22 protein-coding genes are annotated in these 25,590 nt (G+C 46.2%); 15 read left to right on the top strand and 7 right to left on the bottom strand.

Translation table 11 applies throughout. The features are described 5' to 3' along the window. Positions 1-11 precede the first annotated feature (11 nt). The 7 genes from QL234_RS06785 to QL234_RS06755 all read left to right on the top strand — a co-directional run bounded on the left by QL234_RS06785 (position 12) and on the right by QL234_RS06755 (position 9,302). The gene (locus tag QL234_RS06785) at positions 12-1,247 is read left to right on the top strand and encodes an OmpA family protein (RefSeq protein WP_281557088.1); all 1,236 of its coding nucleotides are present in this window, start codon (positions 12-14) and stop codon (positions 1,245-1,247) included. A gap of 160 nt (positions 1,248-1,407) precedes the next feature. Continuing rightward, entirely contained in the window at positions 1,408-2,133 is a 726-nt protein-coding gene (locus QL234_RS06780; protein WP_281557087.1) for a DUF4197 domain-containing protein, read from the top strand. A 289-nt stretch (positions 2,134-2,422) separates the two neighbouring features. Next, positions 2,423-2,866, top strand: a complete 444-nt coding sequence (locus QL234_RS06775; RefSeq protein WP_281557086.1) for a hypothetical protein — start codon at positions 2,423-2,425, stop codon at positions 2,864-2,866. A 391-nt stretch (positions 2,867-3,257) separates the two neighbouring features. Next, positions 3,258-5,147 carry a hypothetical protein gene (locus QL234_RS06770; protein ID WP_281557085.1) on the top strand — a complete coding sequence of 630 codons (1,890 nt, stop codon included), beginning with the start codon at positions 3,258-3,260 and terminating at the stop codon, positions 5,145-5,147. A 297-nt stretch (positions 5,148-5,444) separates the two neighbouring features. Next, a complete protein-coding gene (locus QL234_RS06765; protein WP_281557084.1) occupies positions 5,445-7,004 on the top strand; it encodes a winged helix-turn-helix domain-containing protein in 1,560 nt (519 codons plus the stop codon). 343 nt (positions 7,005-7,347) lie between these two features. Further along, positions 7,348-8,523, top strand: coding sequence for a PQQ-binding-like beta-propeller repeat protein (locus tag QL234_RS06760; protein WP_281557083.1), 1,176 nt, complete (start codon positions 7,348-7,350; stop codon positions 8,521-8,523). A 293-nt stretch (positions 8,524-8,816) separates the two neighbouring features. Continuing rightward, complete coding sequence (locus QL234_RS06755; RefSeq protein WP_281557082.1) at positions 8,817-9,302, top strand: YrhA family protein; 486 nt, start codon at positions 8,817-8,819, stop codon at positions 9,300-9,302. A 200-nt stretch (positions 9,303-9,502) separates the two neighbouring features. On the opposite strand, the gene QL234_RS06750 is transcribed toward QL234_RS06755, so the two are convergent. Both QL234_RS06750 and QL234_RS06745 read right to left on the bottom strand, forming a co-directional pair. After that, complete coding sequence (locus tag QL234_RS06750) at positions 9,503-9,913, bottom strand: hypothetical protein (protein ID WP_281557081.1); 411 nt, start codon at positions 9,911-9,913, stop codon at positions 9,503-9,505. Between the two features lie 81 nt (positions 9,914-9,994). Continuing rightward, on the bottom strand, positions 9,995-10,303 hold the full coding sequence (locus QL234_RS06745) for a hypothetical protein (protein WP_281557080.1): 309 nt from the start codon (positions 10,301-10,303) through the stop codon (positions 9,995-9,997). Positions 10,304-10,640: 337 nt separating this feature from the next. Between QL234_RS06745 and QL234_RS06740 the strand changes: the two genes are divergently transcribed. From QL234_RS06740 to QL234_RS06730, 3 genes are read left to right on the top strand one after another with little or no spacing between them, the layout of a single operon-like run. Continuing rightward, positions 10,641-12,194, top strand: coding sequence for an ATP-binding protein (locus QL234_RS06740; protein WP_281557079.1), 1,554 nt, complete (start codon positions 10,641-10,643; stop codon positions 12,192-12,194). After that, positions 12,191-12,835, top strand: a complete 645-nt coding sequence (locus QL234_RS06735; protein WP_281557078.1) for a hypothetical protein — start codon at positions 12,191-12,193, stop codon at positions 12,833-12,835. The genes QL234_RS06740 and QL234_RS06735 overlap by 4 nt, the downstream gene beginning before the upstream one ends. Continuing rightward, on the top strand, positions 12,825-14,207 hold the full coding sequence (locus QL234_RS06730; RefSeq protein ID WP_281557077.1) for a sigma 54-interacting transcriptional regulator: 1,383 nt from the start codon (positions 12,825-12,827) through the stop codon (positions 14,205-14,207). Before QL234_RS06735 ends, QL234_RS06730 begins: the two co-directional genes overlap by 11 nt. Positions 14,208-14,304: 97 nt before the next feature. Here QL234_RS06730 and QL234_RS06725 read toward each other — a convergent pair whose 3' ends face one another. The 4 genes from QL234_RS06725 to QL234_RS06710 form a co-directional block, all read right to left on the bottom strand. Beyond that, a complete protein-coding gene (locus tag QL234_RS06725) occupies positions 14,305-15,945 on the bottom strand; it encodes a hypothetical protein (protein ID WP_281557076.1) in 1,641 nt (546 codons plus the stop codon). A gap of 219 nt (positions 15,946-16,164) precedes the next feature. After that, positions 16,165-17,133: a hypothetical protein gene (locus QL234_RS06720; protein ID WP_281557075.1), complete on the bottom strand. Its 969-nt coding sequence runs from the start codon at positions 17,131-17,133 to the stop codon at positions 16,165-16,167. A 483-nt stretch (positions 17,134-17,616) separates the two neighbouring features. Further along, positions 17,617-18,834 (bottom strand): hypothetical protein, encoded by a 1,218-nt coding sequence (locus QL234_RS06715; protein ID WP_281557074.1) that lies wholly within the window; start codon positions 18,832-18,834, stop codon positions 17,617-17,619. A 379-nt stretch (positions 18,835-19,213) separates the two neighbouring features. Further along, positions 19,214-20,482, bottom strand: coding sequence for a trypsin-like serine protease (locus QL234_RS06710; RefSeq protein ID WP_281557073.1), 1,269 nt, complete (start codon positions 20,480-20,482; stop codon positions 19,214-19,216). Between the two features lie 636 nt (positions 20,483-21,118). Here QL234_RS06710 and QL234_RS06705 point away from each other — a divergent pair. The 5 genes from QL234_RS06705 to QL234_RS06685 all read left to right on the top strand — a co-directional run bounded on the left by QL234_RS06705 (position 21,119) and on the right by QL234_RS06685 (position 24,940). After that, on the top strand, positions 21,119-21,448 hold the full coding sequence (locus tag QL234_RS06705) for a hypothetical protein (protein ID WP_281557072.1): 330 nt from the start codon (positions 21,119-21,121) through the stop codon (positions 21,446-21,448). Between the two features lie 319 nt (positions 21,449-21,767). Continuing rightward, positions 21,768-22,163 (top strand): hypothetical protein, encoded by a 396-nt coding sequence (locus QL234_RS06700; RefSeq protein WP_281557071.1) that lies wholly within the window; start codon positions 21,768-21,770, stop codon positions 22,161-22,163. A 490-nt stretch (positions 22,164-22,653) separates the two neighbouring features. Continuing rightward, positions 22,654-22,935: a hypothetical protein gene (locus QL234_RS06695; RefSeq protein WP_281557070.1), complete on the top strand. Its 282-nt coding sequence runs from the start codon at positions 22,654-22,656 to the stop codon at positions 22,933-22,935. 327 nt (positions 22,936-23,262) lie between these two features. Further along, a complete protein-coding gene (locus QL234_RS06690) occupies positions 23,263-24,075 on the top strand; it encodes a transporter substrate-binding domain-containing protein (protein ID WP_281557069.1) in 813 nt (270 codons plus the stop codon). Positions 24,076-24,241: 166 nt separating this feature from the next. Then, positions 24,242-24,940 (top strand): cytochrome b/b6 domain-containing protein, encoded by a 699-nt coding sequence (locus QL234_RS06685; RefSeq protein ID WP_281557068.1) that lies wholly within the window; start codon positions 24,242-24,244, stop codon positions 24,938-24,940. Positions 24,941-25,080: 140 nt separating this feature from the next. On the opposite strand, the gene QL234_RS06680 is transcribed toward QL234_RS06685, so the two are convergent. After that, entirely contained in the window at positions 25,081-25,554 is a 474-nt protein-coding gene (locus tag QL234_RS06680) for a cytochrome c (protein ID WP_281557067.1), read from the bottom strand. Positions 25,555-25,590: the final 36 nt, after the last annotated feature.

Raw genomic sequence — 25,590 nt, 5'->3', positions numbered from 1 at the left:
AAAGTTAAATCATGAAAAACTTAACCTGGAAAACATTCACAACATTCTTGTGGTCTTCAATCACTGTTTTATGCGGTTTTTCTTTACTGCTTTCTTCACCGGCAAGCCTGGCGGAAACCCCGGATGCCAAAGTCCTGGTGGGCAATGCCTATTTCGGCGTTGATAGCCTCTACCTTACCACTGATAATGACAGAAAGGTGGACAACCCCACGACTACCAGTATTGATCACGGCTATGGTGCCGGCCTGCATTTTGGCTATCGGGTCAACCCGACCTTTGAAGTCAGGGGCTTTTGGAGTAACCTGAGCCTGGAAGTTGAAAATAACGGCAAAAGCCCGGACGGCCGGATGTTCGGCATTGATGGTCTGATATTTCCCGATGCCAAGAATGTTTATTTTGTTACCGGCATCAATATGATGGACCTGCAAGCCCGGGATGTTGCCGTCAACCTCGGCGCCGGTTACCGTCATTATTTTCAGGATAATTTTGCCCTGCAGGCCGAAACCAAAGCCTATTTTACCCCGGAGGAAAATCACACCGACTTTTCCCTGGGGCTAAGCCTGGTCTATTTCTTTGATACCAACAAACCTAAAATCAGTAAACCCGTCGACAGTGACCGGGACGGCATCCCTGATAGCCGCGATCTGTGCCCCGCAAGCCCGCCAGGCGCCCGAGTTGATAACGCCGGCTGCCCGGACAGTGATAATGACGGTATCAGTGATAATATAGATCTTTGCCCCAATTCGCCTGCCAACAGCAAGGTTAATAACAAAGGCTGTGGTGATAACGACGGCGACGGGGTTGCCAATAACCTGGATAATTGCCCGACAACCCCTCGGGGTGAAAAAGTCAACAGCAAGGGCTGCCCCCTATATCAGGATGAGACCGTCACCATAGAATTGCTGGTGCAATTTGACAACAATAAGTCAGAGGTCAAGACTCGCTACTTAAGTGAAATAGAAAAAGTGGCCCGCTTTATGAAGCAATACCCCGAGACCCAAGTAGAGCTGGCCGGCCATACTTCAGCCTTGGGGGATGAAAAATATAACCAGCGCTTATCCGAAAAACGTGCCCGGGCGGTGGCAAAAATCCTCACCGGGGAGTTTAACATCAATCCAAACCGGGTGAGCGCAAAAGGTTACGGCGAAAGCCGGCTGAAAACCCCCGGCAATAGCCGGGAGGCCCATGCAGCAAACCGCCGTATGGAAGCAGTGATCACCACAGAAGTGAAGCGTTCGAGAAAATAACAATCGCTTCAACAGCTTAAAAACGAATTAAGTCGGCACTGTGCCGGCTTTTTTTATGGTAACTCGTGAATAATTTGCTATTCTATTAATCATATCAATAACATGAGTAGTTTATATGAAGCCTGATTCCCGGATTAACAAAAAAAATATTATTGCACTAATGTCAGTCTTATTGATATTGGGCATGCCGGCACAAGCAGAAGAAGATTGGTGGAACAGCGCCAAAAAACTCATCAACGGTATTAAAGACAAAACCGTTGGCGCCAATCTCAGCGACGAACAGATCTCACAAGGATTAAAACAGGCCCTGAGCGTAGGCACAGATACCGTGGTTCGGGAATTACAGCAACCGGGCGCCTTTAACAACAATCCCGAGCGCCATATCAGCTTACCTTCATCACTGAAAACCGTCACCAGTGCCCTAAGCAAAGTGGGCATGAGCGCACTGCCCAAAGAACTGGAGGCACGCCTTAACCAGGCGGCAGAGCAGGCTATTCCCGGGGCGGGGCCGATATTAAAAAATGCCATTGCCGAGCTTAAACTCGAAGATATCAAAAAGCTCTATCGCGGCGGCAGTGATTCCGCCACCCGATATCTCGAACAATCCATGTCCGTCCCTATCAGTACCGCCATGATCCCGGTGATCAAACAAAGTTTATCCGGTGTCGGCGCTTTTGAACTTTATGAAAACATCATGAACAAATACCGCAATCTGCCTTTTGTGCCCGAAATGAATGATGCCGATGCCGACATGATACTTTCCCTGGTGCAGCAAAAAGCCATAGGCAGTATTTTTGATAATCTGGCAGCAGAAGAAATAGCCATACGGACGGATCCTAAAAAACAAAGCACCGAATTATTGAAACAGTTATTTTCTAAAAGCTGATCAATCAGTTGCGCGCCAGTCACCGGCGCGCTTTAGCTGTCCCCTGATTTCCCTCCCTTCCCTGTACCTAAGCTAATGGCTTAATATGCTTCTTTTATAGACGAAATTGTTATTTAATTTTAAATTAAAAGTCCTTATGATGTTATTGAGCTTAAATTTCGGGCTTTTGCCGCTCCCCTTTGAATCTAAACAGCGAGTTAGCAGCAAAGGACAACATAGCGCGATTGCAAGTTAACCGGAATTTCAGTCTTTAGCATTAACAAGAAAAACAAACTGATAAGGTAAACACATGGACGTATTTAACAATTTCAGACCCTCACAAAACACCCTCAACCTTATATTTGAAGTCAAACCACCGATAAGGAAAAATGCTGTCAACTTACGCCAGGTTTTTAAATATCTGACCCCGGATAGCTGTCAGGAAAGTGGTAAACTGGACTATTCCCCTTTTCTTTTTCTCGACCATAACGCGAAATTACAGGTCTGCACCACCTATGACGGTGACTTTATCGACTATCTGCACAAGGTGATCAATCATCACTGTGATGTGCTCAATGCGCTGCTAAGTTATGTACTGGTACCGCAAGACCTTATCCCGATAGAACAAAATCAAGCTGCCTTTATCGATTATATCACCGCACTCAATGTCAAAGATCAGGTCTTTTACAGCGCCCACCCTGAGCCTAAAGTTGCCGAGATCATCAAAGATAAGCCTGAATATGATGTTGTCTGATCCGGCCAAGTACCGGGGTAAATATATTGAAGGCATACTTCCCCTTAAACTAGGGTGATTGGAACTGCAGGCCTTTTCTAAGAGGCCTGAAAGATAATTCAATGGTCAAAGTCGCCAGGGCATACTTCACCAGCTGTGAAGCGAGCTTGTATCTGAATTCTCGGGAATGAAGTTCACCTCTTGCATCAAGAATACGGATAAGACTATTTCACTAAAACCATCTGCACTAAACCCCGGCTTGCCTCATACTAGCTTTACCCTGCTACTCGCTGCAATCAACCACAGACATCTAATACCAACCAAGCGCAGCATAACAAACCAGCCGTTTACCATAAGAATGCAGGCTTTATGCTAGACTAAAGTGCAAGGGAAGAAAAATGGATCATGCTGGATGTTCGAACTAACCCCCAACCTCATTTCTCTCATCGCCGCGCTGGCCATCATACTGGTGTATGGCCTGAGCTCTTTCAATTTCCCCCATTACCGGCTGGAGCAGGACAACCAGCAGTTTTATACCATTGAAACCCTGATAGACATGGAGAAATTCTCTCCCAAGGTGCTTTCCGGTAACCGCAGATACCAGCTATATAACCTGATCTATATCCTGATATTAATCCTGCTATACAGCCTGTTCAGAGAGGTATGGGATCCCCTGGCGTTAATGCTGCTTGATTTACCCCAAAGCCATCCGGTGATTAAAAATATTGTTGTGGCCATTATTATCAGCACCCTGCTGCCTAACCTGCCCCTGCTCAAAGACTTGCTGGACAATACCAAGCGCTTTTTACACTCCCGGGCCCGCATCCCAGGATATGCCCGCGACCTGTTTGCCCTACTCAACGATAACCCGATCAAATTACCTTTATTATATTCGGTAGCCTCCCCCGCCGAAAAAGCCCTGTTCAAAGAGTCGTTTTTTAATAACAGCCAAATGGGCATGGTACTGAATTTCCCGAGAATTTGGCTCAGATACCAATACCTTTACCAGGAAATCAATAAAGAAAAATGGCAGCTGTTATTTTCCCAGGACAAAAGCTTCAGTGCTTTCCCCCTGGCAAAAATCAAAGCACAGCACAAGGAAATTACCCGGGAGCTGGAGAATTTACAGCAAAATGACATCAATGATTTTTCCGATCTCAAAATCAGGGTAGTTAAACAACTCAAACATATTTATGCCCTGATCACCTGTGGTTTGCTTCACCGGCAACTCAATCCAAAACAAAGCAGAGCCCTTATCGAAGAATTAGGTTTTGAAATCATCAAAGAAAGCCATCCCCGTTTTGATCAAATGAACCAGTTAGTCCTCCACACCTGGCGGCTGCTTATTGTACTCACGGGGGCTTGCCTGGGCTTTTTCGCCTTAAAAACCTTGCTTCCCGGCCAGTTTCAACCGGGTACCTTTGATCAGCTCACCCCGGTAAGTGCCATGGGTTACTGGTTTTTATCCGGCATCTTCACCTTAAGCACCGCCTTATTTACTGCTTATTACGCCCGGCATCTGCTGAAACACCATCAACTCTGGCAAGAAATTGACTTATCCAGCCATTATAAAAAAAACCTGGCTCGTCCGTGGAAGGTTTACTTGAGCACCTCCCTGGTGACCTATTTATCTATCACCGGCGCTTTATTTTTCGCAGATTACCTGTCGAGACTGAATTCGTTCTCCCCGTCCCATTCCCCCTGGGAATACCTGCTCTGGCCGGTGATACCGCTATTGATCACACTTTTTGTCTGTTACCGCTTTGATACTTTACCTGTAAGCCGTGATAAACAGCTTTGCCAACAGTCCTTATACCGGGCTTCATTCATACAGGGGCTATTATTAGCTGCAACAACCTTTATCATCATGCTGTGCATACAAGTGCTGCTACCGGGGGAAAAATATAATATCGCCGATTTTATCCTGCTCAGTACCACCAATGGCCTGCTTGGCTTTTTTAATTCCCATACCATGGGATATTGCACACTTGACCGGCGGACAACGCCAAGATATTACAGCGATACCGACATGGTGGAACTGCAGCTGGATCCTAAACACAACGGCCCTGAATGCCGGTTAAAGGATGTTTCCGCCACCGGCATTAAGATACAGTTTGAGCAACCGGTAAATTCCTTATCAAACAATCAGAACATCAACCTGTGCTACCGCCAGGAAAATAATCGGCTGTTTTTTCATGGCAAGGTACTGCAGGCGACCCCTAATTATGCCCGGATAAAACTGGAGCTGACCGAAAGCTGGTCCCAGGCATGGCACCAGCTTAAAAAAATCTATACCCGCTAGGGCCTGTTTATCTTTTGAGGGGATTAAGATTTTTGAGCGGTTTTTGCACATATCAAGGCAGAAAAATGGACGTGTAGTTATTCTACATGACATTTTTCTAACGCGGATAGGTGTAAAAATAGCCAAAAAGATAATTCACGCCCAAAGATAAACAGGCCCCAGGCTTGGCTAATATTAAAAAGGTGTTTATGCTATCGGCTTGAACTATCCGGGAGCTTGCTGAAATTTATGGATTATGTCAGCTAATTTTTATGCTCATTTTTGATACTCACTTCTCATACTAAATAACAGGTTAATATGTCAGTGCACACGGATCCGGCTCACATTAGCATTGCCGACTGGAGCTTAAATATAAACAATAATGTGCTTAGTCGCGAAAACACCCGGGTACAACTGGAAAACAAACAAAGCCAATTACTAGCATTTTTAGCTTCCCGGCCCGGGGAAGACCTCACTAAAAGTGAACTGCTGCAACAGGTATGGAACAAACGTGTGGTCACCGAAGATGCCCTTTATGTTTGCATTGCCCACCTGCGCAAGGCATTAGGTGATAATTCCCGTAACCCCAGCTATATAAAAACCATCCCCGGGGTTGGCTATAAATTTCTGGTACAGCCGGATAAAAGCCCGAAAAACAGCAAAGAAACAGCCGAAAAACAAGCATCAAACACAAACCTGATCGGAGAAATTACTTCCCCAGGCAAGGCGTCCGCCCCATCACAGTCAAGCAAGCATACCGTAGCTGAAAACAGCCGCACTATTTTCCCCCTTAAGAAAGGGCAAAGTGCTTTTTGGCTGTCAACAGCGCTATTGATACCGATATTATTCCTGGCACTGGCTTATATGCCAGGCAAGCAACCTTTACTTTTCCCCGGCGACACCAATAACCCAGACAATACAGGAAATAGCGCTCCCGTACCCGCGAGTATCAGGGATGACTACCAAAAAGCACGCTATCTGCTCTTTAGTGACAACCCGCAGCCGATTTATCGGGCCAGGGCAACACAGTTGTTGCAACATGCCATCACCCTGGAACCCGGATTTTCCCCGGCCTACGCCCTGCTCGGCGAACTAAAATACCAGCAGTTTCAGCAAGATAAAAAAGAAAAGCTTTACCGGGAAGCCCAAAGCTTGATTAACAATGCGCTTGAGCTCGATGCCGCCAACAAAGCCGCGCATTTAACGCAGGCCAATATGAGCTTTTGGCAGGCATGGGACTTTCCCCGGGCACAGCACCACTATCAAGAAGCAGCCGGCGAAGGAGAAGCAGATCATCTCTACGCCCAGTTCTTGCTTTCACAAGGAAAATACACGCTTGCGCGCCAGTATAGCCAGCAATATATCGCGGCAAACCCCAAAGCCTACTCAAGGCCCGCAATAGCCTGGATCTATACCATGGCCAGGGACTATGAAAAAGGTTATCAGGAGCTGATAAAACTTAGCCCTTTCCAGCAAGAGAGTTTCGAGCACCATGTCTCTTTACAGGCGATATATGAACTGCAGGGGCAAGAGCAAGCAGCCGCAGAGCAGTTATTCTGGCTAATGGCCAGGGCCGGTTATAAAAACAGCACCATCATGGAGCAACGCCAGCAGTTCACAACTTTTGGCCTGTCCGGCTTATATCACTGGTTAGCCTTTGAAGATAAGCTGCAATATAACCTGGGACAGTATACCCCTCCCCTTTCCCTGGCCCGTTACGCCATCAGTGCAGGTGACCATGCCCGGGCACTGGAATTACTGCAACAAGCGGTTAATAAACGCCAGTACCAAGTTTTATGGCTAAACGTTGATCCTAAATACGACGCCATTCGCCACCAGCCACAATTTCAACAATTATTGGCGCAAATCGGCCTTTAACTTAATCTCAAAAGTGATTTTTCCTTAGACAACAAGCATCAGTTCATTTGCTATCTAAGGAAAAAATAGCCGCCGGTTTCAGCCAAAGGTACACAAAATCCCGCAAATCTCTTTCTTTGAAACAACTTGGTTTTGTCTTAAGCCCTTTTCAACAACCATTTATTATCAATAAATAACAAGTACTTAAGGTATCTTAAGACTTCTTAAGAACCGATTCAGGACAAAAAAGCCTTGCAGCCTTTACTTTTACCGGGCTGAAACTTGTGAGCCAAGCCAGCAAGTTAACCCGGTTGATAAAGCCCAAAAATGACTTAATCAGATTAATAACGTAAAGGAAGCACGAATGAAGATAATATCTCTGCTAAAACTTATCCTGGTCATACTGATGGCCAGCTATTTTATTCACCCCAATACCAGCTATGCCAAAAGCGGCGATCATTTATGGTCATTCGCCACAGGCGGGCCTATCTGGACCGATATCAAGGTCAGGCATAATACCGCCTACTTTGGCAGCGATGACGGTTTTTTATATGCCGTTGATATCAACAGCCGGCAATTAAAGTGGAAAAAAGCCACCGGCGGCATAGTCCGCTCGACACCGGCTTTTAAACGCAAAAAACTCTATTTTACCAGTGACGACGGTTATCTTTATGCCTTAAATGCTCGTACCGGCGAGGAATTATGGAAGATAGATCTCGGCGATGGCGATAAGCAGCGCAACGGCCCCGCAGGCCATGCCCCCTGGGATTTTGACTGGGCCAAATCATCGCCGGTGATTAAAGGAAAATACCTCTATGTCGGCAGCGCCACCGGCGAGCTTTTTGCCATTAATATGCATCAGGGAAAAGTCATCTGGACCTTCAGCGCCAAAGACAGGATCCGCGCTACCCCCACCGTTGCCGGCAACCTGGTCTATATCACCAGCTGGGATGGGCATGTTTACGCCGTTAACCGCAAAAGCGGCCAGCAGGTATGGCAATTTGCCGCCAACCTGGAAAATTACGACTTCAGGTTTGTTTCAGCCCCGAGCGTTATTGACGATAAGGTTATCGTCGGCAATCGGGACAGCCAACTGTATGCCCTGGACAAAAAAACCGGGGAAAAAGTTTGGGATTACACCTATGAAGGCGGCTCCTGGGTTGAATCAACGGCAACCCCGGGATCAGAGCACGGAACATTCTTTATCGCCAGCTCCGACTCGCTTAAATTCTATAAGTTTGACAGTGAAACCGGGGAGCTACTGTGGACGGCCCCCTTATCCGGCTGGAGCTGGGGCAAACCCGCCGTCACCGACGATACCGTTTATATCGGCTCTGCCGGTACCGATGACTACTGGCAACCCATCAGCCGAGGCTTTGCGGCAATTGACAGCAACAGCGGTGAAGTAAAATGGCGCTATCAGCCACAATATCTTAATAACAGCTATATCAACGGCGGCGTGCATTCAAGCCCGGCGATCAAGCATGGCCAGGTATTTGTCGGCGACCTCGACGGCAAATTGCATGTGTTTGAGGAATAAGCTCAGCGCTAACGGACAAAGCTGCTGTGCCCGGATATAACGGGCACAGCAATAATTTTCAGGGAGTTGGCAAACCTCCCTGATATCATTGCTATACTGTTAAATCAGACACAACTCAGTTATTGATTTAAGGACATGGTAGTGACAAGGGAGCTGTCTACATCTGCAACATGGGTTAACCTGGTTACCACAATGCCTGACAGGCGCGGTATTTATTCCCTTTTCTCCCCCCTTATCTCAAGCCAAAGCCAAAATATTTCTGTTGAGCAGCTTAAAACGCCAAGGAGTTTTTAATGACAGATATTAATCAGATCCTCGCCTCTCTCAAGCGCAAAAATAACGAAGAAATTCAGACCTATGAAGAAGGCTTCCTCTTGGCCCCCGCATCATCCCAGGAGCTGGAGCAGCTGACAAAACTCAGTGAAAAATATTTAAAGCAACCTCTGTCTCCTGAATATGTAGAGTGCTTACAGCTCTCGGACGGATTTTCCCTTAATGGCCTCAACATCTACGGCGCCACAGAAAAACTCGACCCGTACTTTTTACCCGGCATTGTCCAGGTCAACCTTGCCTTTTGGCAGGAAGACTTTCACCGGCAATATATTTATTATGGCGACGAAAGCCAGTACAGGTTAGCCTTTGATATTAAAAATAAAAAGTATGTATGCCTTGATCAGAACAACCACAAGGCGCTGCAGTTTTTTGATAGCTTCGGCCAATTATTAAATGCGGTGATCATAGAAGCGCGTATCCTGAACCCGCTGCCATTTTTCGGTTGACCCCTGCTCCATTAGAAACAGCAGGTAATAACAAACGCAAACGGGTCAAAAATCAAGCTGAGTTCAGCCGGGAGAAAACATTAACGAAGAAAACCTTTACTGAAAAAAGAGAATGGGAACACTACGCACCGCATGATAATGCTATATCGGCTCAAGTATCATTGCGTAGTAAAATATCAAAGCAACCGGCAAATGCCCTGTTAGCCAAGTACCAGCTGTAACAGCGGTGCTTCTTTTTCCGGTATTTCTTTCACGGAAACTTTTTCTAACGGGGCTTTTTCTTTCGCTGCTTTTTCTACCGAAGCCCTTTCTACCGAAGTAAAGACAGGTATGGTATCGGACTTTAGCTTATTCTGTTTGTAGCGATCAAAATTCACCTGTTCAACATTCATTTTCGTGAAAAATTTACGAAAACTTTGATAATCATCCCGGGTAAATTCCGCCTGATCACTGGTCATCAAACCATCAATAAAGGCGTGCTGACCATTGAGGCTGACACTGGCAGTGGCACTGTAGGGCTCTCCGTAGCGCTCGGTGCGAATGGCTCGAACCATTTTCACTTCAAAAATCCAGTCATCTATTTGTACATAACGTGATATATCGTCTGACATAATGTTTACCTTTTACAGAAAACGGCTGCTGACAATAAAGCAGCCGTCAATATGGAAAATAAGCAAATAGTTTATTTGCCTCTAATAGTTTTTGAGGTATTCCATTAACTCCTCATGACTTATTTCCGAGTCTTGGTTGAGATCTATGCGTGCCAACCTTTTATGCAAGGTTTTACTGCGACTGGCGAGGATCTCTGATTCATTAAGTTTGCCGTTTTTGTCGGTATCAAATGCCGTGATAATACTTGAAAACCGCTTAGGTGTTTTATCCTTAACAACAGCGCCAGCGCCGGCCTCATCACCGGCTGTTTCGCCGGCATAGACAATGGTAGACACTAAAGCACAGGCCAACACCGCCAGGGTGACTTTGAGTAAACTTATCTGATTCATACACCTTCCGTTTTCATTTCTGGGATAAAACAAGCACAACATTGCTCTTGCCACCCCAGAAAGCACAAACCAGGCCAAAATGGTAACTAGCTGTTTTATCTTGATAAAACGAAAAGTCCCCCTCTACAGCTGTCGCCAGATGGCAACAGTTAAATTATTTAGATAAACTTATTGGTGGAGAATGTCGAATATCAGAAATTAAAAGCTTTAAAAATCAAAAACTAACAAGCCAAAAACCAAGTAAAAAAGCTTGTCGCCGATTTGAGACAGAATTGTTTTTTCCTCCGGGATAACATAAAAAGGCCTTTGTCAGCATCATAAAAAAACAAAAACTAACGTGAAACACATTCAATTAAGCAAATCAGCACAGGCGCTGCGCCGGCAAAGTTTATTTCCCCGCGGCATCAGAGCATTTATTTTCAGTAAATTTTTCCGCATTGAAACCCTGTCAATCAAGAAACTCACCCTGTTAGGTTTCACCCTGGTGGCGCTGCCGCTGGTGCTGGCGTTACTCTACAGTGCGGCCCAGGTCGATCTGTTATCCAAACAAGGCGCCAATGCCATCTTTGACGTAGCCCGCCTGATCAAAAGTAACCGTGAAATTAATGAAAGTTTGCGAAAGATGGAGCGTTTTGCCAGCCAGTATGTGGTGCTTAAAGACGAAGCCTTAAAGGAACAGTTTTTAAGCCGGCAGCAGCACCTGCAAACCGTGCTCACTCAGCAGTCCAGGGATAACCAGGATCTGGTGCTGACCTCTGAAGTCAACGCATTATCCCTTGCCCTGGAAAATATTCACAGGTCATTTTTGACCGAAAAGCGCAACATCTCATCGGATGAACTTGCCCTGGAGCAGTTGCAGCAAGAATTTAAGCACCTGGCGGCGATCACCCACAAAATCAACCAGCGCAGCAACAAGCTGATTGACCTGCAGGCAACTTATATCAAATCCTCAGCCGAAGAAGTCAGTAATGTCATCCTCAAAGGCCTGGTGATCATTCCCGTCACCGTGCTCATTGCCGGCTTTTTTATCTTTTTGATCACTAAACCCATGAAGCTGCTGACCCGGAAAATTCAGCGGCTGGAGCAGGGAGATTTTGAGCAGCAAATTATCCTTAAAGGCTCTCCGGAAATCAGGGAAATAGCCGAAGCCCTGGAAGTGATGCGCACCCGGCTACACGCACTTGAACTGCAAAAATCCAGTTTTATCCGCCATATCTCCCACGAGTTAAAGACCCCGCTGGCGGCGATCCGGGAAGGCACCGAGCTGCTCTATGACAACAGCGTCGGCGAGCTCAACGACGGTCAGCAGGAAATCTGCCATATCATCAAAAACAGTGTCCAGCGCCTGCAGCGCCTGATAGAAGACCTGCTGGATTTCAATATTGTGCTCGACTCCACCAGCTTGCAGGACTCGGAAAAAGTTTCCCTGGAGCAACTGCTGGACAAGGTATTGCAGGAACGTAAACTCGATATCAAACGCAAGCAACTCAAGATAGAGCAAGCACTTGGCGGCATTTACCTGCACACCAATGCCAAACAATTGCAGGTTATATTAGATAACCTGTTATCAAATGCGATAAAATACTCACCGGTCAATGCCAGCATTATCTTTAACGGCGAGCTACAAGCTAACCAATTGACATTAACCATAACAGATCAGGGCCCCGGCATCGCCAGCGAAATAGAGCAAAAAATATTTGATGCCTTCTATCAGGGACCGGCCCCTGAAAATAGCCAAATAAAAGGCAGTGGCCTGGGACTGACCATAGTGAAGGAATTATTGATGAGATTAAACGGCAGTATCGAGCTTTTCAGTAACACCTTAGCCCCCAGCGGCACACAGGTGAGCGTGACCTTACCGCGGGCCTATATTTTTAATGAGAACAAATGAAACATAACCCAATGAAAGCGAATAAAATCAAGCGTAAGCCATCAAATCAACCGGGTAATACCTGGCGCTTCACGGCCTTTTTATGCACCTTAGTACTGCTCGGCGGCTGCCAGCTGACAGATCCTTCTCAGGCATCAGGGACAAGAAATTTCCACCATCAGGCACCACTGTCGGCAGCAAATTTCAGCCAATATTATCTGTCACTGAAGCAGCTTAATCCGGCAGAGCTACTCGATGAAATCGATCGGGTCAGCCAGTCGAAAAAGCAGGGAGAAAATCAGGGGCAACAAGTACAAGACTTCACAGATGATATTTATTTGTTATTGTTAAAAGCCCTGCCAAGCTCGCCGATTTATAATCCCTACAATGCCAAGGATCAGCTCAATCAGCTGCCCAAAGAAGTCTTATCCCTGAGCTACTTAAAGGCGGAAGATTTGGCATTATTAAGCCTGTTAAAAGACCAGTTAAACGAACAGTTATATGCCCAGGCCCGCATTACCGCCCTGGAGCAGGAAAAAGGCCTGAGCCAGCAAAAATTTAACCGCCAGCTCGGCGGCTTGCAAAGTTCGTTAACCGAATTACAGCAAAAACTCACCCAACTGAAAAACATAGAAACGGCAATTGATAAACATGGGCAATAACAAGGTGATCAAGGCGGGCGTAACCGCAGAAAAACAAAAAATACTGATTGTCGATGATGATCCCAGCCTGCTCAGGTTGCTGGGGATCCGCTTATCTGCCGCCGGTTATGCGGTTGAATCCGCCGCCAATGCCAAAATCGCCTTGGGCATACTGGAGAGTTTTCACCCGCAAATGGTGATCAGCGATTTACGTATGGAAGGCATGGACGGCATGGCGTTATTTGAACAGATACGCAAACAACACCCCAATATGCCTGTGGTGATCATGACCGCCCACGGTACTATCCCCGATGCCATTAACGCCACCAAGCAAGGGGTATTCAGCTTTTTAACCAAACCGTTTGAAAGCCAGGAATTGTTGGAAACCGTGCAGCAGGCCATCCGGCTGCAGCCGACATCGCAAACCACCCAAGCAAAACAACAGTTGTGGCGGGAAAAAATCATCAGCCGCAGCACGGTAATGGAATCCCTGCTGCAGCAAACCCAGCAGGTGGCGCGCAGTGACTTTCCCCTGCTGATCCACAGTCAAAGCGGCACCGGCAAGGAGTTGCTGGCCCAGGCGATTCACCAGGCCAGTCACCGCCACCAAAAACCTTTTACCGCCATTAATTGCGCCGCCATTCCCGAGCAATTGCTGGAGTCGGAATTATTCGGTCACAGTAAAGGCGCCTTTACCGGCGCAGAAAAAAACCATACCGGTTTATTCCAGGCCACCGACGGCGGTACCTTATTCTTAGATGAAATCGGCGATATGCCGATGAGTTTCCAGGTGAAACTGCTGCGCGCCCTGCAGGAAAAAGAAATCAGACCCGTCGGCAGTACCCAGTCGGTGAAAGTTGATGTCCGCATCATTTCCGCCACCCACAAAAACCTGCAGCAAGCCATTATCGATAACACTTTCCGGGAAGATCTCTATTACCGCCTGAACGTGGTAGAGCTGGAATTACCGCCGCTGTCGGAGCGCCGAGAAGATATTCCGCTGCTGGCACAGCATTTTCTTAATCACTGCACCCAGCAGGTACACCAGGATATCAAAGGTTTTTCCGGCGAAGCAATGGAGCTGTTGATCTCGGCCCCCTGGCCCGGCAATATCCGCCAGTTACAAAATGTGGTGGAGCAAAGTGTGGCGTTAAGTACCGAGGCGCTGATCAGCGCCAATTTAGTCCGCAATGCCCTCAGGGATAAAACCACCCAACTGCCCTCCTTCGTTGAAGCCAGGGATCAGTTTGAGCGCGATTACCTGGCAAAACTGTTAAAACTCACCGCGGGTAATGTTTCCCAGGCGGCTAGAATTGCCCAGCGTAACCGCACCGAATTTTACAAGCTGTTAAACCGTCATCACCTGACGGCAGAAGCTTTTCGGGAAGAGTAAATTCAGCTTTCTTGGTAGAATTCCCCGGTAAAGGCCGTTAACAACACGGCCTTTGCCGGTAGGTTCACTTTCCACCCCCCAAAATAGAAATGGCCTATCACCAGCTTTGTTTTTCCTCTGCTAACTTTTCATGCGCTAACAAGGCAAGCAATTGATCTTTCACTACTCGGGTTTGTGTTTTATTGATTTGCGCCGATATTTGCTGCTCCTGTGCCGGGCTTAACATCAATTGCTTTGCCGCTAGCGCCCGCCCAAGGGCATGAATGGTCTTGGCCTGGTTGGACACTATGGCATAATTTATCAACTGCTGATGATAGGCGGGATCTTTTGCCAGTAGCTTTATCAAAGCAACATTCACCGCCGCAGATTTATCCCCTAAGTAATTGACCGCCTGAGCATTTAAGGTGTTGAGGCCACTGTTATTAATGGCCAGTAAAGTCACCGCCTTATTGTCACTTTGCCTGAGTTGCCCGGACAAGTAATCGCTGACGCTCTCTTTTTGCTGCTCGTTATAACGGGCCGCCGTGCCTATGCTTAACTGCGCGGTATGGGCCAGCACATTATCCGATGTTTGCGCCAGCTGCTGCAATCGGGTTAAACCGTACTCCGACATAGCTTCAAAGCGCCCAAGCGACATAATAGCCCTTTGCTTATTAATGGTTTCAAGCTCGGGATGCTCCAATAAATCCACCAAGATCACTTCGGCGGCAAATTCCGGGTTTTTCTGGATACTGTAAATGATTAATGAAGCCAGCTTGTCATGCTTTTTATCACTAAAGTGCTCCTGCATCTTCATCAGCTTAACCAGCTCATCGGCGCTGTAATGCCCGATTAAGTACTTGCCTATGCTTTTTGCCAGGGCTTCATCGGGCAAAATGGCAAGTTTTGCCAGCGCCTGCATCAAGGCTTCATATGAGTGGATATCGTCCTGCGCATTAAGTCCGGGGGCCTGATAGACAAGTGAGCTGTTGGCATCCGCGCTATAACTGCCCTCTTGCCTGAACTTTACCTTTTCAAGGGCTGCTCTATCCAGGGCGGTAACCGTTAACCTTTGTTTGACGGCAAAGCCTCCGTCCTGGCTTTGATAAAAGGTCGCCAGGCTATGGGTCAATGCTTCAGGCAAGGCATTGTTATCCAAGGTTAATTGCCAGTTTTCGCTGACTTTTTCTACCGAAGTATTCAGCGTTTGCGCATGAGTCTCATGCAAGATTTCCCGCGATTCAAGCTCCCGGCTCAGGCGGTTATCCTTTTGCGCATAACGGTAGCGGGCAATGTCGGTCACCGTTGCTATGGTTATCGGCTGCTTAAGATCATAAGAGACTTGTTTGAGCAAATAACGTACGGCATTGGCGGGATGAGCGGCATCTAGTCCAAGCAAATTTATGTCATTAAAAACAAAACCTTGATACTGAGTGGTAAATAATATTGCCTGAGCAAACCGGTTGGTTTTACCTCCCTGGCTTAATTGCCCGTCGAGCATTTTTCCCTGCCAGATAAACGCTGCATTCCCCTGTTTTTCGAGAGCAGAGATATCCCGGTAATTTTGTGCCGGTACGCGCTTTAACACCAGCTTTCCGGTAAAGACAGAGCTTGCCAGCTCCACCTGGTCATTATTCACCACCTCAGTGGTAATGTTATAGTCAAACCCGCGTAAGGCATGCTTTGAATCAGCCCCCTTAGTTACAGGCAAGAAGCGCTTTTTCCGCTCCCTTTCTGCTGTGGCCTGCTCTGCAGGCATAGCGCTCTGGCCAGATTGGGGGGCTAGATTTGTTTGCTGGTAAAACCAATACACGCAGCTAATAAAAACACCAAAAACAGCGCATAAGAGAAAGTTTGATACCGGTTGCTTCATTGTTATCTTCCTTGAACCATCTTCTAAAATTCACTCAAGTAGATGAGGGGGAAATTCCCCCTCACATCATCTTACTCACTGATATCAGCGAGCTGATATCCCTTATTAAAGGGTTTCCCATACCGGGCTGGCATAGTCAAAGAAGGTATGTTCATAACGATAAAGCGGGTCCCACTTCATCAGGTTGGTGTTGAACTTAATTAACCCCCATAGCTTATGGCAATAAGCATCAACTTTGCCGTCACCGCCGGATAATTCTCCGGAGATCTTTAACTCAAGAAAGCCTTGTTCCACGACATCTTCGTCTACTTCAACACGCCGGATCCCCGCTTCCATATACCCCTTGCTTTTCACGGTCACCAGGTTAAGTTTGCCTTTAACCCCGGCTTCGGCAATGCCGTGACCGATAGTGGTATAGGCCGCACCGTCCACTTGCCCGGAAATATAAGGTTCAACAGAGGCGTAAATATAGTCCGGACGGCGAACACCACCTGACTCGAAAGGTTGGTCATTATCATAACCGCCGATAACACCGCCGACGGTAAAATCGGCCCCGACTTCAACCCCGATACCAAATTTTACCCCTACCTGCACTAAACCCAGAGGATCAAGCGGCACCGCCACTTTAGGCTTGATCACCTCGGGAATAAGATCAAAGGTATGGCTTACCGGGTAACTCACCGACGCATTCAGCAGGTCGTCACAGTCAGGTTTAAACACGGCAACCGTATCTTCTCCCACTTCCAGGTTAAAACTAAAGCCCTGGGTGCAATCGAGTTTGGCGGGATCAAATTCAAAAGACACCAGGCCCGAGCCGATTTTCACCGTGCTTTTGTGTATCCTGAACCAGTTTTGGGCCTGATAAAATCCCGAAGTCGCCCCCTCATCTGTAGTGGCAACATTCATCCAGCCTTCCTGCTCCCTGTGCTGCCTGCTGCTATCAATCACACTGTGTTTGATCGCCATACGGGTGGCAAATTCCACCGTACCCGGATTTTGATAGATACCGGCAATACTGGTTGCAGAAAAAACCATACCGGCAGAGGCCAGCAGGGTCATGGTTATTTTTTTCATTTAACTTTCCTTGTGTTAGTAATACTGCTATTAGCTCACAATGACAGCGTTATCATTGCGCAACGTAAACTAACACAAGCAACAAAAACGAAAAGCCGGGATCAGCATTCTTAATGTAAACTTCACGTTAATGTTATCTAAAATTCACACTTCTTTTTGTAAACCAAAAAGTACAGCTTAGCTTACAAACCCCGTTGCAAAGTTGAGCTATTTACCACAGCAAACTAATCTTTGGCTGACGTTTCCAACAGCGCGACAAAAGGAGCGTATTTGTCACCTGCCTTTACCTGCACACAGCGATGCGCAAAGACAAAATCGGTGCGGAAATAACGAATACCGGCTCATTTCAGAGCGAAGAGCTGATAAATGGGGTTGATAAAAAGACACTAAAAACCGCAAATGATAAACAGAGTTTTAGCAAAAAGTTATGCCAGCTGTGCTCCCCCGGGTAAAGCGCCGGCCCGGGAGAGTGTTCAGTTTTGACTAACTATGTTCAAAGTAGATACGATAGGTAGAGGACCAGACAGGATAATTAACTTCCATCATATAACAGACAAAATCATCCTTATTAAGCCCGGCAAAATTAAACAGGTAATCACTCATTTCACCGATATCTAAACCGGCGACATTTCTCGCCCGCGGCGATGAGGCATGTAAAACATTTAACTCGGGAAACTCCGCCAGACGCTCGGTCCACAATTCATCCGCCCTAAGCTTGCCTTCTTCAACCTTTTGATTCCCCTGGTAGCAACCAACATTAACCGAGCTGCGCATATCGAGTTTTTTATCTAAAAACACCATCATCACCAGTTTTTCGGTAGGGTTTTTAATACTGATACTGGTGGAGCTGCATTGGCTTTGGTGCACTAAAGGATTCGCCAGTTCATCGGGGTTGGTAAATAAAAAACTGGCATCAAAAGGACCACCTTCATTGACGTCATTAAAGACAATGGCGGAGTTGCTGGCGGAATAACTGGAGTAGGCATCACTGAGGGCAGGATCGGAAAACTCCTCAATAATACCGATACGAAATTGATTGTTTTCAATGCGTGAATCGGCAGAGATCTGATCCGGCGCGGTAAATCCCTCAGGGTTGGGATGGGTGTAAAACTGCACAAAAGGCGGCGCTTCTTTGCTGCGGGTAATGCCCCTTTTCGATACCAGCGCCACTTCCTGCAGAAACTCTTTATCAAAACTGTTTTCCGTTAACACATGGCAGGCAAACAAGGTATCGACTGATGAGTCTAAAAGCTGTTTCGAGCTGAGAAAATGCTGCTTTCTTTTATTTTCTGCCGTTAAAGCTTGGTTATTTTCATCGCCGCTGCTGTCGGCATCAGTCAATAAGCGTTTAAGCTCGGCGTGACTGCGGGCATATAATTTGATCTGCTGGTTAAAAAGCTGAACGGCTTTTTCGGCTTCAAGCATTAACTGCGCTTCCTGCAGCCGGCCTGAGACCTTAGTGATGAATTCTTCTAATCCCGAAATTCCCGGCAATAAACACAATACCTGCTGGCCATTCTCACTTTTTTGTATGGCATTTAACAGTCTCTGGCAATTCGAACGATTATAATCGAGCCAGGCAGACATACCTGAAATCGATTGTGCTGCTTGTGGGAACTTGGCAATTAAATGACGCAATACATTTTTTAAATTTTCCCCTGTACGGCCCAGGGCAACAATATCTTCTTTTTTTAATGGCATAGTTTTTATTAGTGGCGTAGCTTTTTATTGGTAACGTAATAAATGACGCTGCTTCATTTTTATCAGCTACTGTATCATAGCTGATGATATTAAAGGAAATTCCCCCTGTATTAAGCAGTCTAAACCAGACTGAAAAAAACAAAGGAGCACATCCGGGCTCCCCTGTTTGACTAAAAGTATTACTTGAAGGTTTTACTTCCTGCCCGGTGAATACGCTACAACCCGGCTCACGGTTTACTTAAGGAAGCAAGTATTCACGGGCATAAATATATGACCAATAACATTAAAGTGTTAAGTAAAAACCGCTATTTCATCAAAATCATCAATAGAAGGAGTTTAATGGTAAACAAAATAGCGGTACTTAATTACCCAGGCTTTACTACCTGTCGGTACATGCCCCTAAATCTCTCCAAACATTGCTGAAAATATCCGGTTGCGCGCCGGCAGACCACCAAATAGCCTGATATTTTCTGTTATGGTAACTGACAACATCGTTTAGCGCATAAATAGTCGCGCTATTCCACGCCGAGAGACCATCACAGCCAGCATCAACACTGCCTATTTTAACCAGGTTGGAAGTTGTTCCCGTTTGTCCTTTAGTATCGGTTACCGTCAAGGTCACGATATAGTCGCCATCCTGGGCATAATAGTGGCTTGGCTCGTAAGCACTTGACCCTTGCGAACCATCACCAAAGTCCCAGGAATAACTCTCTATGCCTCTATCGTCCGTTGAGCCATTACTGAAGCTGACATTATTGCCCGCTACCATGCTGCTAAATCTTGCCACCGGTTTTTCATCGCCGCCTGGGCCTGCGGTGATGCCGGTTTTACGCTCGATCCAGTCGGTATAACTGCTGGTACGGGTGAACGCCGTTGCTCCCTGACATGACCGGCCCCAGCTCACGGTGCCTATGTTGTAAACATCGCCATTGACGTTAACCGCAAACGGACCGCCACTGTCGCCATTACACGCCGAAGTACCGTTAGGACCGCCACCACAGATCACCGAATTTGGCACATTAGACTGCAGCTGGCTGCTACAGCTGGCATTTGACAATACCGGTAAGGGCACTTCTCTTAAGACATCACTCGGACTGCCGTTATTGCTGGTCAATCCCCAACCGGAAACCGTCACATAACTGCCAACACCGGCATATTGACTTTCAATCGCCGCCGTAGGCAGTTTTGCCGGGGTATACCGGTTGTCAGCAGGCGTTGCCAAGCGTAATAAGCCGATATCATAACCGGTTTGGTAACCGCCGGAGCGCCAGTTTTCATGGGTAATGATCTGGCTTACCCTATGGGTATCGCCGTCATTGGCCCTGAGACTGTGAGCGCCAACTTTTACCGTCAGGGTATTGGTTGAAACCTGGCCTAAACAATGGGCTGCCGTTAACACCCACTCACTGCTGATCAAGGTACCACCACAGCCCTGTTGGCCGTTAAGCAGTAAGGCTACCTGATAAGGTTTTGAATAGGGAGCAGTAACACTGCCGCCGACAATCTGGATACCAACATCCCGGGCGGGCTTCTCAATTTCAGACAGACAATAACCGGCAGCAGAGACAAAACCACTTGCTAAAATTGCACTTTTTAACACCCAGCTCAGCTTGTTGCCGTTGAGAGTCTTCTTCGCTTCTATCAACATGATCATTCCTTTATTTTATAATGCTTTATAATTTTATTTTTTTAGCACGCCTTCCTGAGGCGAATCTTAGATATAATCTCAGGTCGAATTCAGATCAAGTATTATTTTTAACCGCCTTCTGTTTAAACATCAAACAACACCCGGCACTACCTCGCTAAAAACTAGAAAAAACAATTAGTTAAACACAAAGTGAAACAAGCCAAAAAAGTTTGCCTAATTGACAGTTTTTTAAGAAAAAAAGTGCCAACTTCATTTTCCTGTCATGAAAAAAGGATATGAACCAACATTTTTCTTGATAGCCATAGGTTCACCGCAAATAAAATAACGGCAAGCATATAAAAATCTATTTGCCTTCTGCTCCGTGTTTATACTTGCTGTCGTAATGTCACCAGCTTTCCCAGACTAAGGTATGCAACTGAGTGTTCAAGCTCCGATGCCGGTTTCAAAATCGGCCAACAAAAAAATCTGAGAATCAATCCCAGACCACCATCAAAATATAAATAATAAAGTTAAATGAAAATGAAACTGTTGTTGAGTTACGCATTAAAGGGGATGAACATTTTCACTGGAGTGAAGATAGAAACGGTTTTACCGTGATCAACCATCTGGGTTGGTATAAATACGCACAAAAAACCAATGACGGTCGTCTTGTCGCATCTGCGCATATTGTCGGTCGGGCTAACCCGGTCTAAAAGACTTAAACCCTCTGCTGCGGTGCAGGCACAAACCTCAGAAAGACTCAGTAAACAAAGTAGCAGGGAAAACATTGCCCCGCTTGGCAACGTGAACAATCTGGTGGTGATGTTACGCTTTGCCAGGAAAGCGGTAAAGGCAAGATCAAAACCTATGATTTCTCCCCCCCTGGCAACGGTTGCCGCCGATGTCACCAGTTTTAAAAATGTGCCCGGCTCAGGCACCTTTAAATACCGGGTTAAAGCACAAAAAGGCAGCGAACAATCAGGTTAGTAATGAAGTAAAAATTTGATTTTATCCGCTAATCAATGAACCCCGTCGATGGGGTTCATGTATTACAAGCCCGGTAATTATCTATAAAATAAGTACATGGTTTATCTACCACAAGAAAATAGATATAATTTATAAAAATCAATAAAGTACAGCCAGGCACTGCTATTCCTGCCCAAGGTCTGATAAGCCACCACAAAAAACAATTAACATTAATTGCACATCATTACAACCTATTGATAACCAAGTGATACACTCGTTATACTATATTGGCCAATAGGGAAGCTTAGTTCCCTATATAAGTAAAACAACGGAGAATTTAATGAATTTTAAAGGAATTGCCCTGGCAGTAGCTGCTATGGCCTCAGTTAATGCCTATGCCGCCAATGACGTTTACGGTACAGTCAGTGAAATACACCTGCGCTCGGGTGATAATGGCGATCACGGCATCTATGTGCGTCTTGATGTGATGAAAGACTATTCCACCTTTGAGTCTTGTATTGTCGACGGCAGCACCATGACCTGGGATCTGGATATGTCATCCCCGGTGATGGCTCAGCAGTACCAAATGTTACAACGTTCTTACAGTGAAAAATTACCGGTGGTGATTAGCGGTTTCGCAGACGTTTGTGCAAACGGTAACACCAACTCAGACAAAATCTTTGAGTTAAGCCCCTGGTCCTGGGATGCTTACTTAAACAAGCCTCAGGCTAATTAAATCTTAACTTGGGTATGAGGCTGATTTTCAGCCTCATTATCTGGCTTTACAGGGTGATGTTTGCGTTGACTGTGACTGCCCTGTAACAAGTCACAACCTCCATTTTTATTCATACATTTCATACAGTTGAACTTTTCGTACTGCTATCGATACAGTACGGGCAATTGGCATAAACATTAAATGCCAACCCAGCCTGATTTTTCCGATATTTTGTACTATCACTAACAGGTGAATTCCCCGTCAGCGGAGGTGTTTAAAGAAGAGAACCTGCAGATAAACCAAGCGCTGCCCCTAAGTGCACCACCACTCAGAGACAGCTAACCGTAACAGATACTAGGAGTATCCATCATGGCTAATCCTAATGATATGCCAGAGTTTCACTCGGTTAAAGTTTCTTTAACAGAAAATATACCAACCCCCATAACCAAGTTTCCACCGCCAGTCTATGGCAACAGCTATACGCCGTTAAGTCGCAAGGGAGGAAGCTGTCATGTCTGAATCAAAGTTACCCCTGACGGAGGATGCAATCAAAAGGGAACAGCTGTCGAGCGATTTTGTCAACCTTGCTGACGACTTTAGCAAATTCAGTGAAGAATGCGCCTTCCTGTTCGATGCATTTGCAGCGGTTACCCGCGAGCCCGAATGCATCACGGAGCACACCAGTGAAGGTATCAGGCATCTATGCTATTGGCTCAAATATCAGGTTATCGGCTACCGGGAAAAAATAGGCGAGATGCAAGCGTGCTGGAGAGTGCTTAACCGCAAGAAGTAATGTTAACTACGTAAGATTGACTATGGCTTAAACGGAGCAAAAAGGCGGGCGAGTCAACGGCAATAAGAGTTTCAGCTATGTCAGTGACCCGCCCGGTATTAACTGCAATCCATACCCTTTATCGCTACTGGCTACCAATCCTAATGTCGCGATAATCCCCCTTATAGCGGAACTTTTCATACTGCAGTCTATACCGTGGTGAATAATTAACAGCAACACTAAATGCAAACAAAGCCCTATATAAACAATGATGCCTCAGCAAAAAACAAAAATTATTGTCAGTACCTATACTAAACATACCTAGCTTACTTCGTTTATTATTTACTGATGACTTACCGGGTCTTTACGCACTTACCTAGCAGTAAACCGGCAATAGCGGTTATCCTGGCATTGCTTTTTTTCAGTCCCTATTTATCGGCTAAAATCCAAGTAAATGTCGGCGGTTATTATTATCCCCCCTTTGTCGAAGTTACTGACGGCAAGGCCAGCGGTATCACCCTGACGATGCTGGAAATCCTTAACCGCCAACAAGACCAGTACCAGTTTAACTTTATCCTCACCACGGCAAAACGCCGCTACCAGGACTTTATTGCTAAGAAGTACGATGTCATTTTCTTTGAAAATTCATCCTGGGGCTGGCAAGACTTTCCGCTGGAAATTTCCGAGGTCTACCTCACCGGCGAAGAAATTTATCTTGCCCTGCAAAGACCCGGACGCGGACAAAAGTATTTTGACAATATCACGGATAAAATCATCGCCGGCATTCTCGGTTATCACTACCGCTTCCTGGACTACAACATAGATGAAGTAACATTAACGGCAAACTCTGAAATTATCTTATCTGAAAACCACCAGACCAATATTGATTTATTGCTTAGCGAAAAAGTCGATATTGCCGTCATCAACCGCTCTTATTTACAGCAGTATTTTTACCGACATCCAAACATAAGAGACAAATTCCTCATTTCGGATAAATTAGACCAACGTTATACCCATAATACCCTGATCAGAAAAAACTCCCCGATAACCGTCAAAGCCTTCAACCTCTTGTTAAAACAGTTAAAAAGCAATGGCTCATTAAAACGTTTATGGCAACAATACCACCTGGATTCTGGCTCGGCTTACCCCAAGAAAAAGTAACGATAAAGTTAACCGCCTGACAATATTTAGCAGCATCAACTCCCTGCCCGGCCCCGTAAGCACAAGAGTAAATGCACAACTGGAAAAAATTCGTTAAAATAGCCGGAATTTGCTCGCGAATAAAGCGCGCCTAAGCGCAATGCTGTTAACCAATCTTAGGACATTTATGCCACAGACAAATACACATTTAATTTGGGACCTGCCGGTACGCCTGTTTCACTGGAGCTTTGCCCTGACCATGCTCGGCGCCTGGTATACCTCGGGCGAGGAAGGGGAATACATTGAGTACCATATGCAACTGGGCTATTTAGCCCTGGGTTTACTCGTCTTTCGGGTGTGCTGGGGCTTTATCGGTCCCAAACATGCCAGGTTTACCCATTTTGTGCCCTCACCGGTCAAACTTTTTCATTACCTTAAAAGTATCAGGCAAGGCACCGCAAGCCCCTCTCCCGGACATAACCCGCTCGGCAGCCTGATGGTATTAGCCATGATCACCCTGGTATCGCTGCAAGCGATCAGCGGGTTATTTATCAGTGATGATGTTTTTTCTTCCGGCCCCTATTACGGCAGCCTGGATACAGAAACAGAAAAGCTAATGAATACCCTGCACCATAACGTTTTTAACTATATCTGGCTGTCCATTGGCCTGCACCTGTTGGCCATTGGTTATTACTGGCGGGTGAAAAAGCAAAACCTGGTGGTGCCTATGATCACCGGGAAAAAGTCTGCACCGGAAGTCTCAGCGGAAGACGGTATCAGCAGCTCTCGCCTGCTGCTGGCCTGTGTTGTGGTAATAGCCACGGCGGCCTTTGTATACTGGCTGGTGGTGCTAAATGCCCCAGAGATAACAGAGTATTATTATTAGTTCTTGCCAAGGTTGAGCAAATCATAACAGATAAAAAAATGCCGCAACCCGAGTCTAATTTAAGCCAGGTTGCGGCATTTCTTATTTTACAGGCTCGCGGTTACAAACTCGCTATAATAAAAAAGCTGAGCAGCTAAGTTTTATTCCGCTTTAAAGTCATCATGGCAACCGCCACAAGTTTTACCGACACCACCGATAGCCCCTTTAATTGCCGAGCTGTCTTTCGCTGCGGCCACTTTTTGCAATTTGGCTGAAGCCAGGGTTAAGTCGTTAATACGCTTGTTATAATCGTCGCCATGTTTCCAGATTTTATCCAGAGCTTCGGTTTCCACTTTAAAACCGGAAGTATCTGTTTTGCTGTAATCGGCAATCATTAATGACAACTGATTGATGCGCATGGCATGTTTTTCTACGGCCACCGGGTCCATCGGCATTTTACCGCGGGCCATGGCCCCTAAAGGTCCCATATTGCTGCCCAATAAACTAAATACCGACTGACGTAATTCAGTGGCTTTTTTCGCGTGCTTTAATGACTTTGCAGGCTCAGCCACTACGGTAAAGGCCGCGCATGAAACGAGGGTAGCAACGGCAACAGATACTTTGATAAACTTCATAAAACCTCAATTATTATCTTTCAACTCTTATGATCA

It is taken from the genome of Thalassomonas sp. RHCl1, from assembly GCF_947387555.1.
Classification (GTDB): Bacteria; Pseudomonadota; Gammaproteobacteria; order Enterobacterales; family Alteromonadaceae; genus Thalassomonas.
The sequence above is the reverse complement of the archived record's forward strand: the minus strand, read 5'-3'. Positions and strand labels throughout refer to the sequence as shown.

Excerpts from the sequence above, each read along its gene's own strand:
- QL234_RS06780 (WP_281557087.1), top strand. The coding sequence starts at position 1,408 with ATGTCAGTCTTATTGATATTGGGCATGCCGGCACAAGCAGAAGAAGAT.
- QL234_RS06690 (WP_281557069.1), top strand. The coding sequence starts at position 23,263 with ATGACTTACCGGGTCTTTACGCACTTACCTAGCAGTAAACCGGCAATA.
- QL234_RS06715 (WP_281557074.1), bottom strand. The coding sequence starts at position 18,834 with ATGCCATTAAAAAAAGAAGATATTGTTGCCCTGGGCCGTACAGGGGAA.
- QL234_RS06725 (WP_281557076.1), bottom strand. The coding sequence starts at position 15,945 with ATGCCTGCAGAGCAGGCCACAGCAGAAAGGGAGCGGAAAAAGCGCTTC.
- QL234_RS06775 (WP_281557086.1), top strand. The coding sequence starts at position 2,423 with ATGGACGTATTTAACAATTTCAGACCCTCACAAAACACCCTCAACCTT.
- QL234_RS06785 (WP_281557088.1), top strand. The coding sequence starts at position 12 with ATGAAAAACTTAACCTGGAAAACATTCACAACATTCTTGTGGTCTTCA.
- QL234_RS06755 (WP_281557082.1), top strand. The coding sequence starts at position 8,817 with ATGACAGATATTAATCAGATCCTCGCCTCTCTCAAGCGCAAAAATAAC.
- QL234_RS06685 (WP_281557068.1), top strand. The coding sequence starts at position 24,242 with ATGCCACAGACAAATACACATTTAATTTGGGACCTGCCGGTACGCCTG.
- QL234_RS06735 (WP_281557078.1), top strand. The coding sequence starts at position 12,191 with ATGAAACATAACCCAATGAAAGCGAATAAAATCAAGCGTAAGCCATCA.
- QL234_RS06710 (WP_281557073.1), bottom strand. The coding sequence starts at position 20,482 with ATGTTGATAGAAGCGAAGAAGACTCTCAACGGCAACAAGCTGAGCTGG.
- QL234_RS06770 (WP_281557085.1), top strand. The coding sequence starts at position 3,258 with ATGTTCGAACTAACCCCCAACCTCATTTCTCTCATCGCCGCGCTGGCC.
- QL234_RS06760 (WP_281557083.1), top strand. The coding sequence starts at position 7,348 with ATGAAGATAATATCTCTGCTAAAACTTATCCTGGTCATACTGATGGCC.
- QL234_RS06765 (WP_281557084.1), top strand. The coding sequence starts at position 5,445 with ATGTCAGTGCACACGGATCCGGCTCACATTAGCATTGCCGACTGGAGC.
- QL234_RS06700 (WP_281557071.1), top strand. The coding sequence starts at position 21,768 with ATGAATTTTAAAGGAATTGCCCTGGCAGTAGCTGCTATGGCCTCAGTT.
- QL234_RS06745 (WP_281557080.1), bottom strand. The coding sequence starts at position 10,303 with ATGAATCAGATAAGTTTACTCAAAGTCACCCTGGCGGTGTTGGCCTGT.
- QL234_RS06730 (WP_281557077.1), top strand. The coding sequence starts at position 12,825 with ATGGGCAATAACAAGGTGATCAAGGCGGGCGTAACCGCAGAAAAACAA.
- QL234_RS06720 (WP_281557075.1), bottom strand. The coding sequence starts at position 17,133 with ATGAAAAAAATAACCATGACCCTGCTGGCCTCTGCCGGTATGGTTTTT.
- QL234_RS06680 (WP_281557067.1), bottom strand. The coding sequence starts at position 25,554 with ATGAAGTTTATCAAAGTATCTGTTGCCGTTGCTACCCTCGTTTCATGC.
- QL234_RS06695 (WP_281557070.1), top strand. The coding sequence starts at position 22,654 with ATGTCTGAATCAAAGTTACCCCTGACGGAGGATGCAATCAAAAGGGAA.
- QL234_RS06705 (WP_281557072.1), top strand. The coding sequence starts at position 21,119 with ATGACGGTCGTCTTGTCGCATCTGCGCATATTGTCGGTCGGGCTAACC.
- QL234_RS06750 (WP_281557081.1), bottom strand. The coding sequence starts at position 9,913 with ATGTCAGACGATATATCACGTTATGTACAAATAGATGACTGGATTTTT.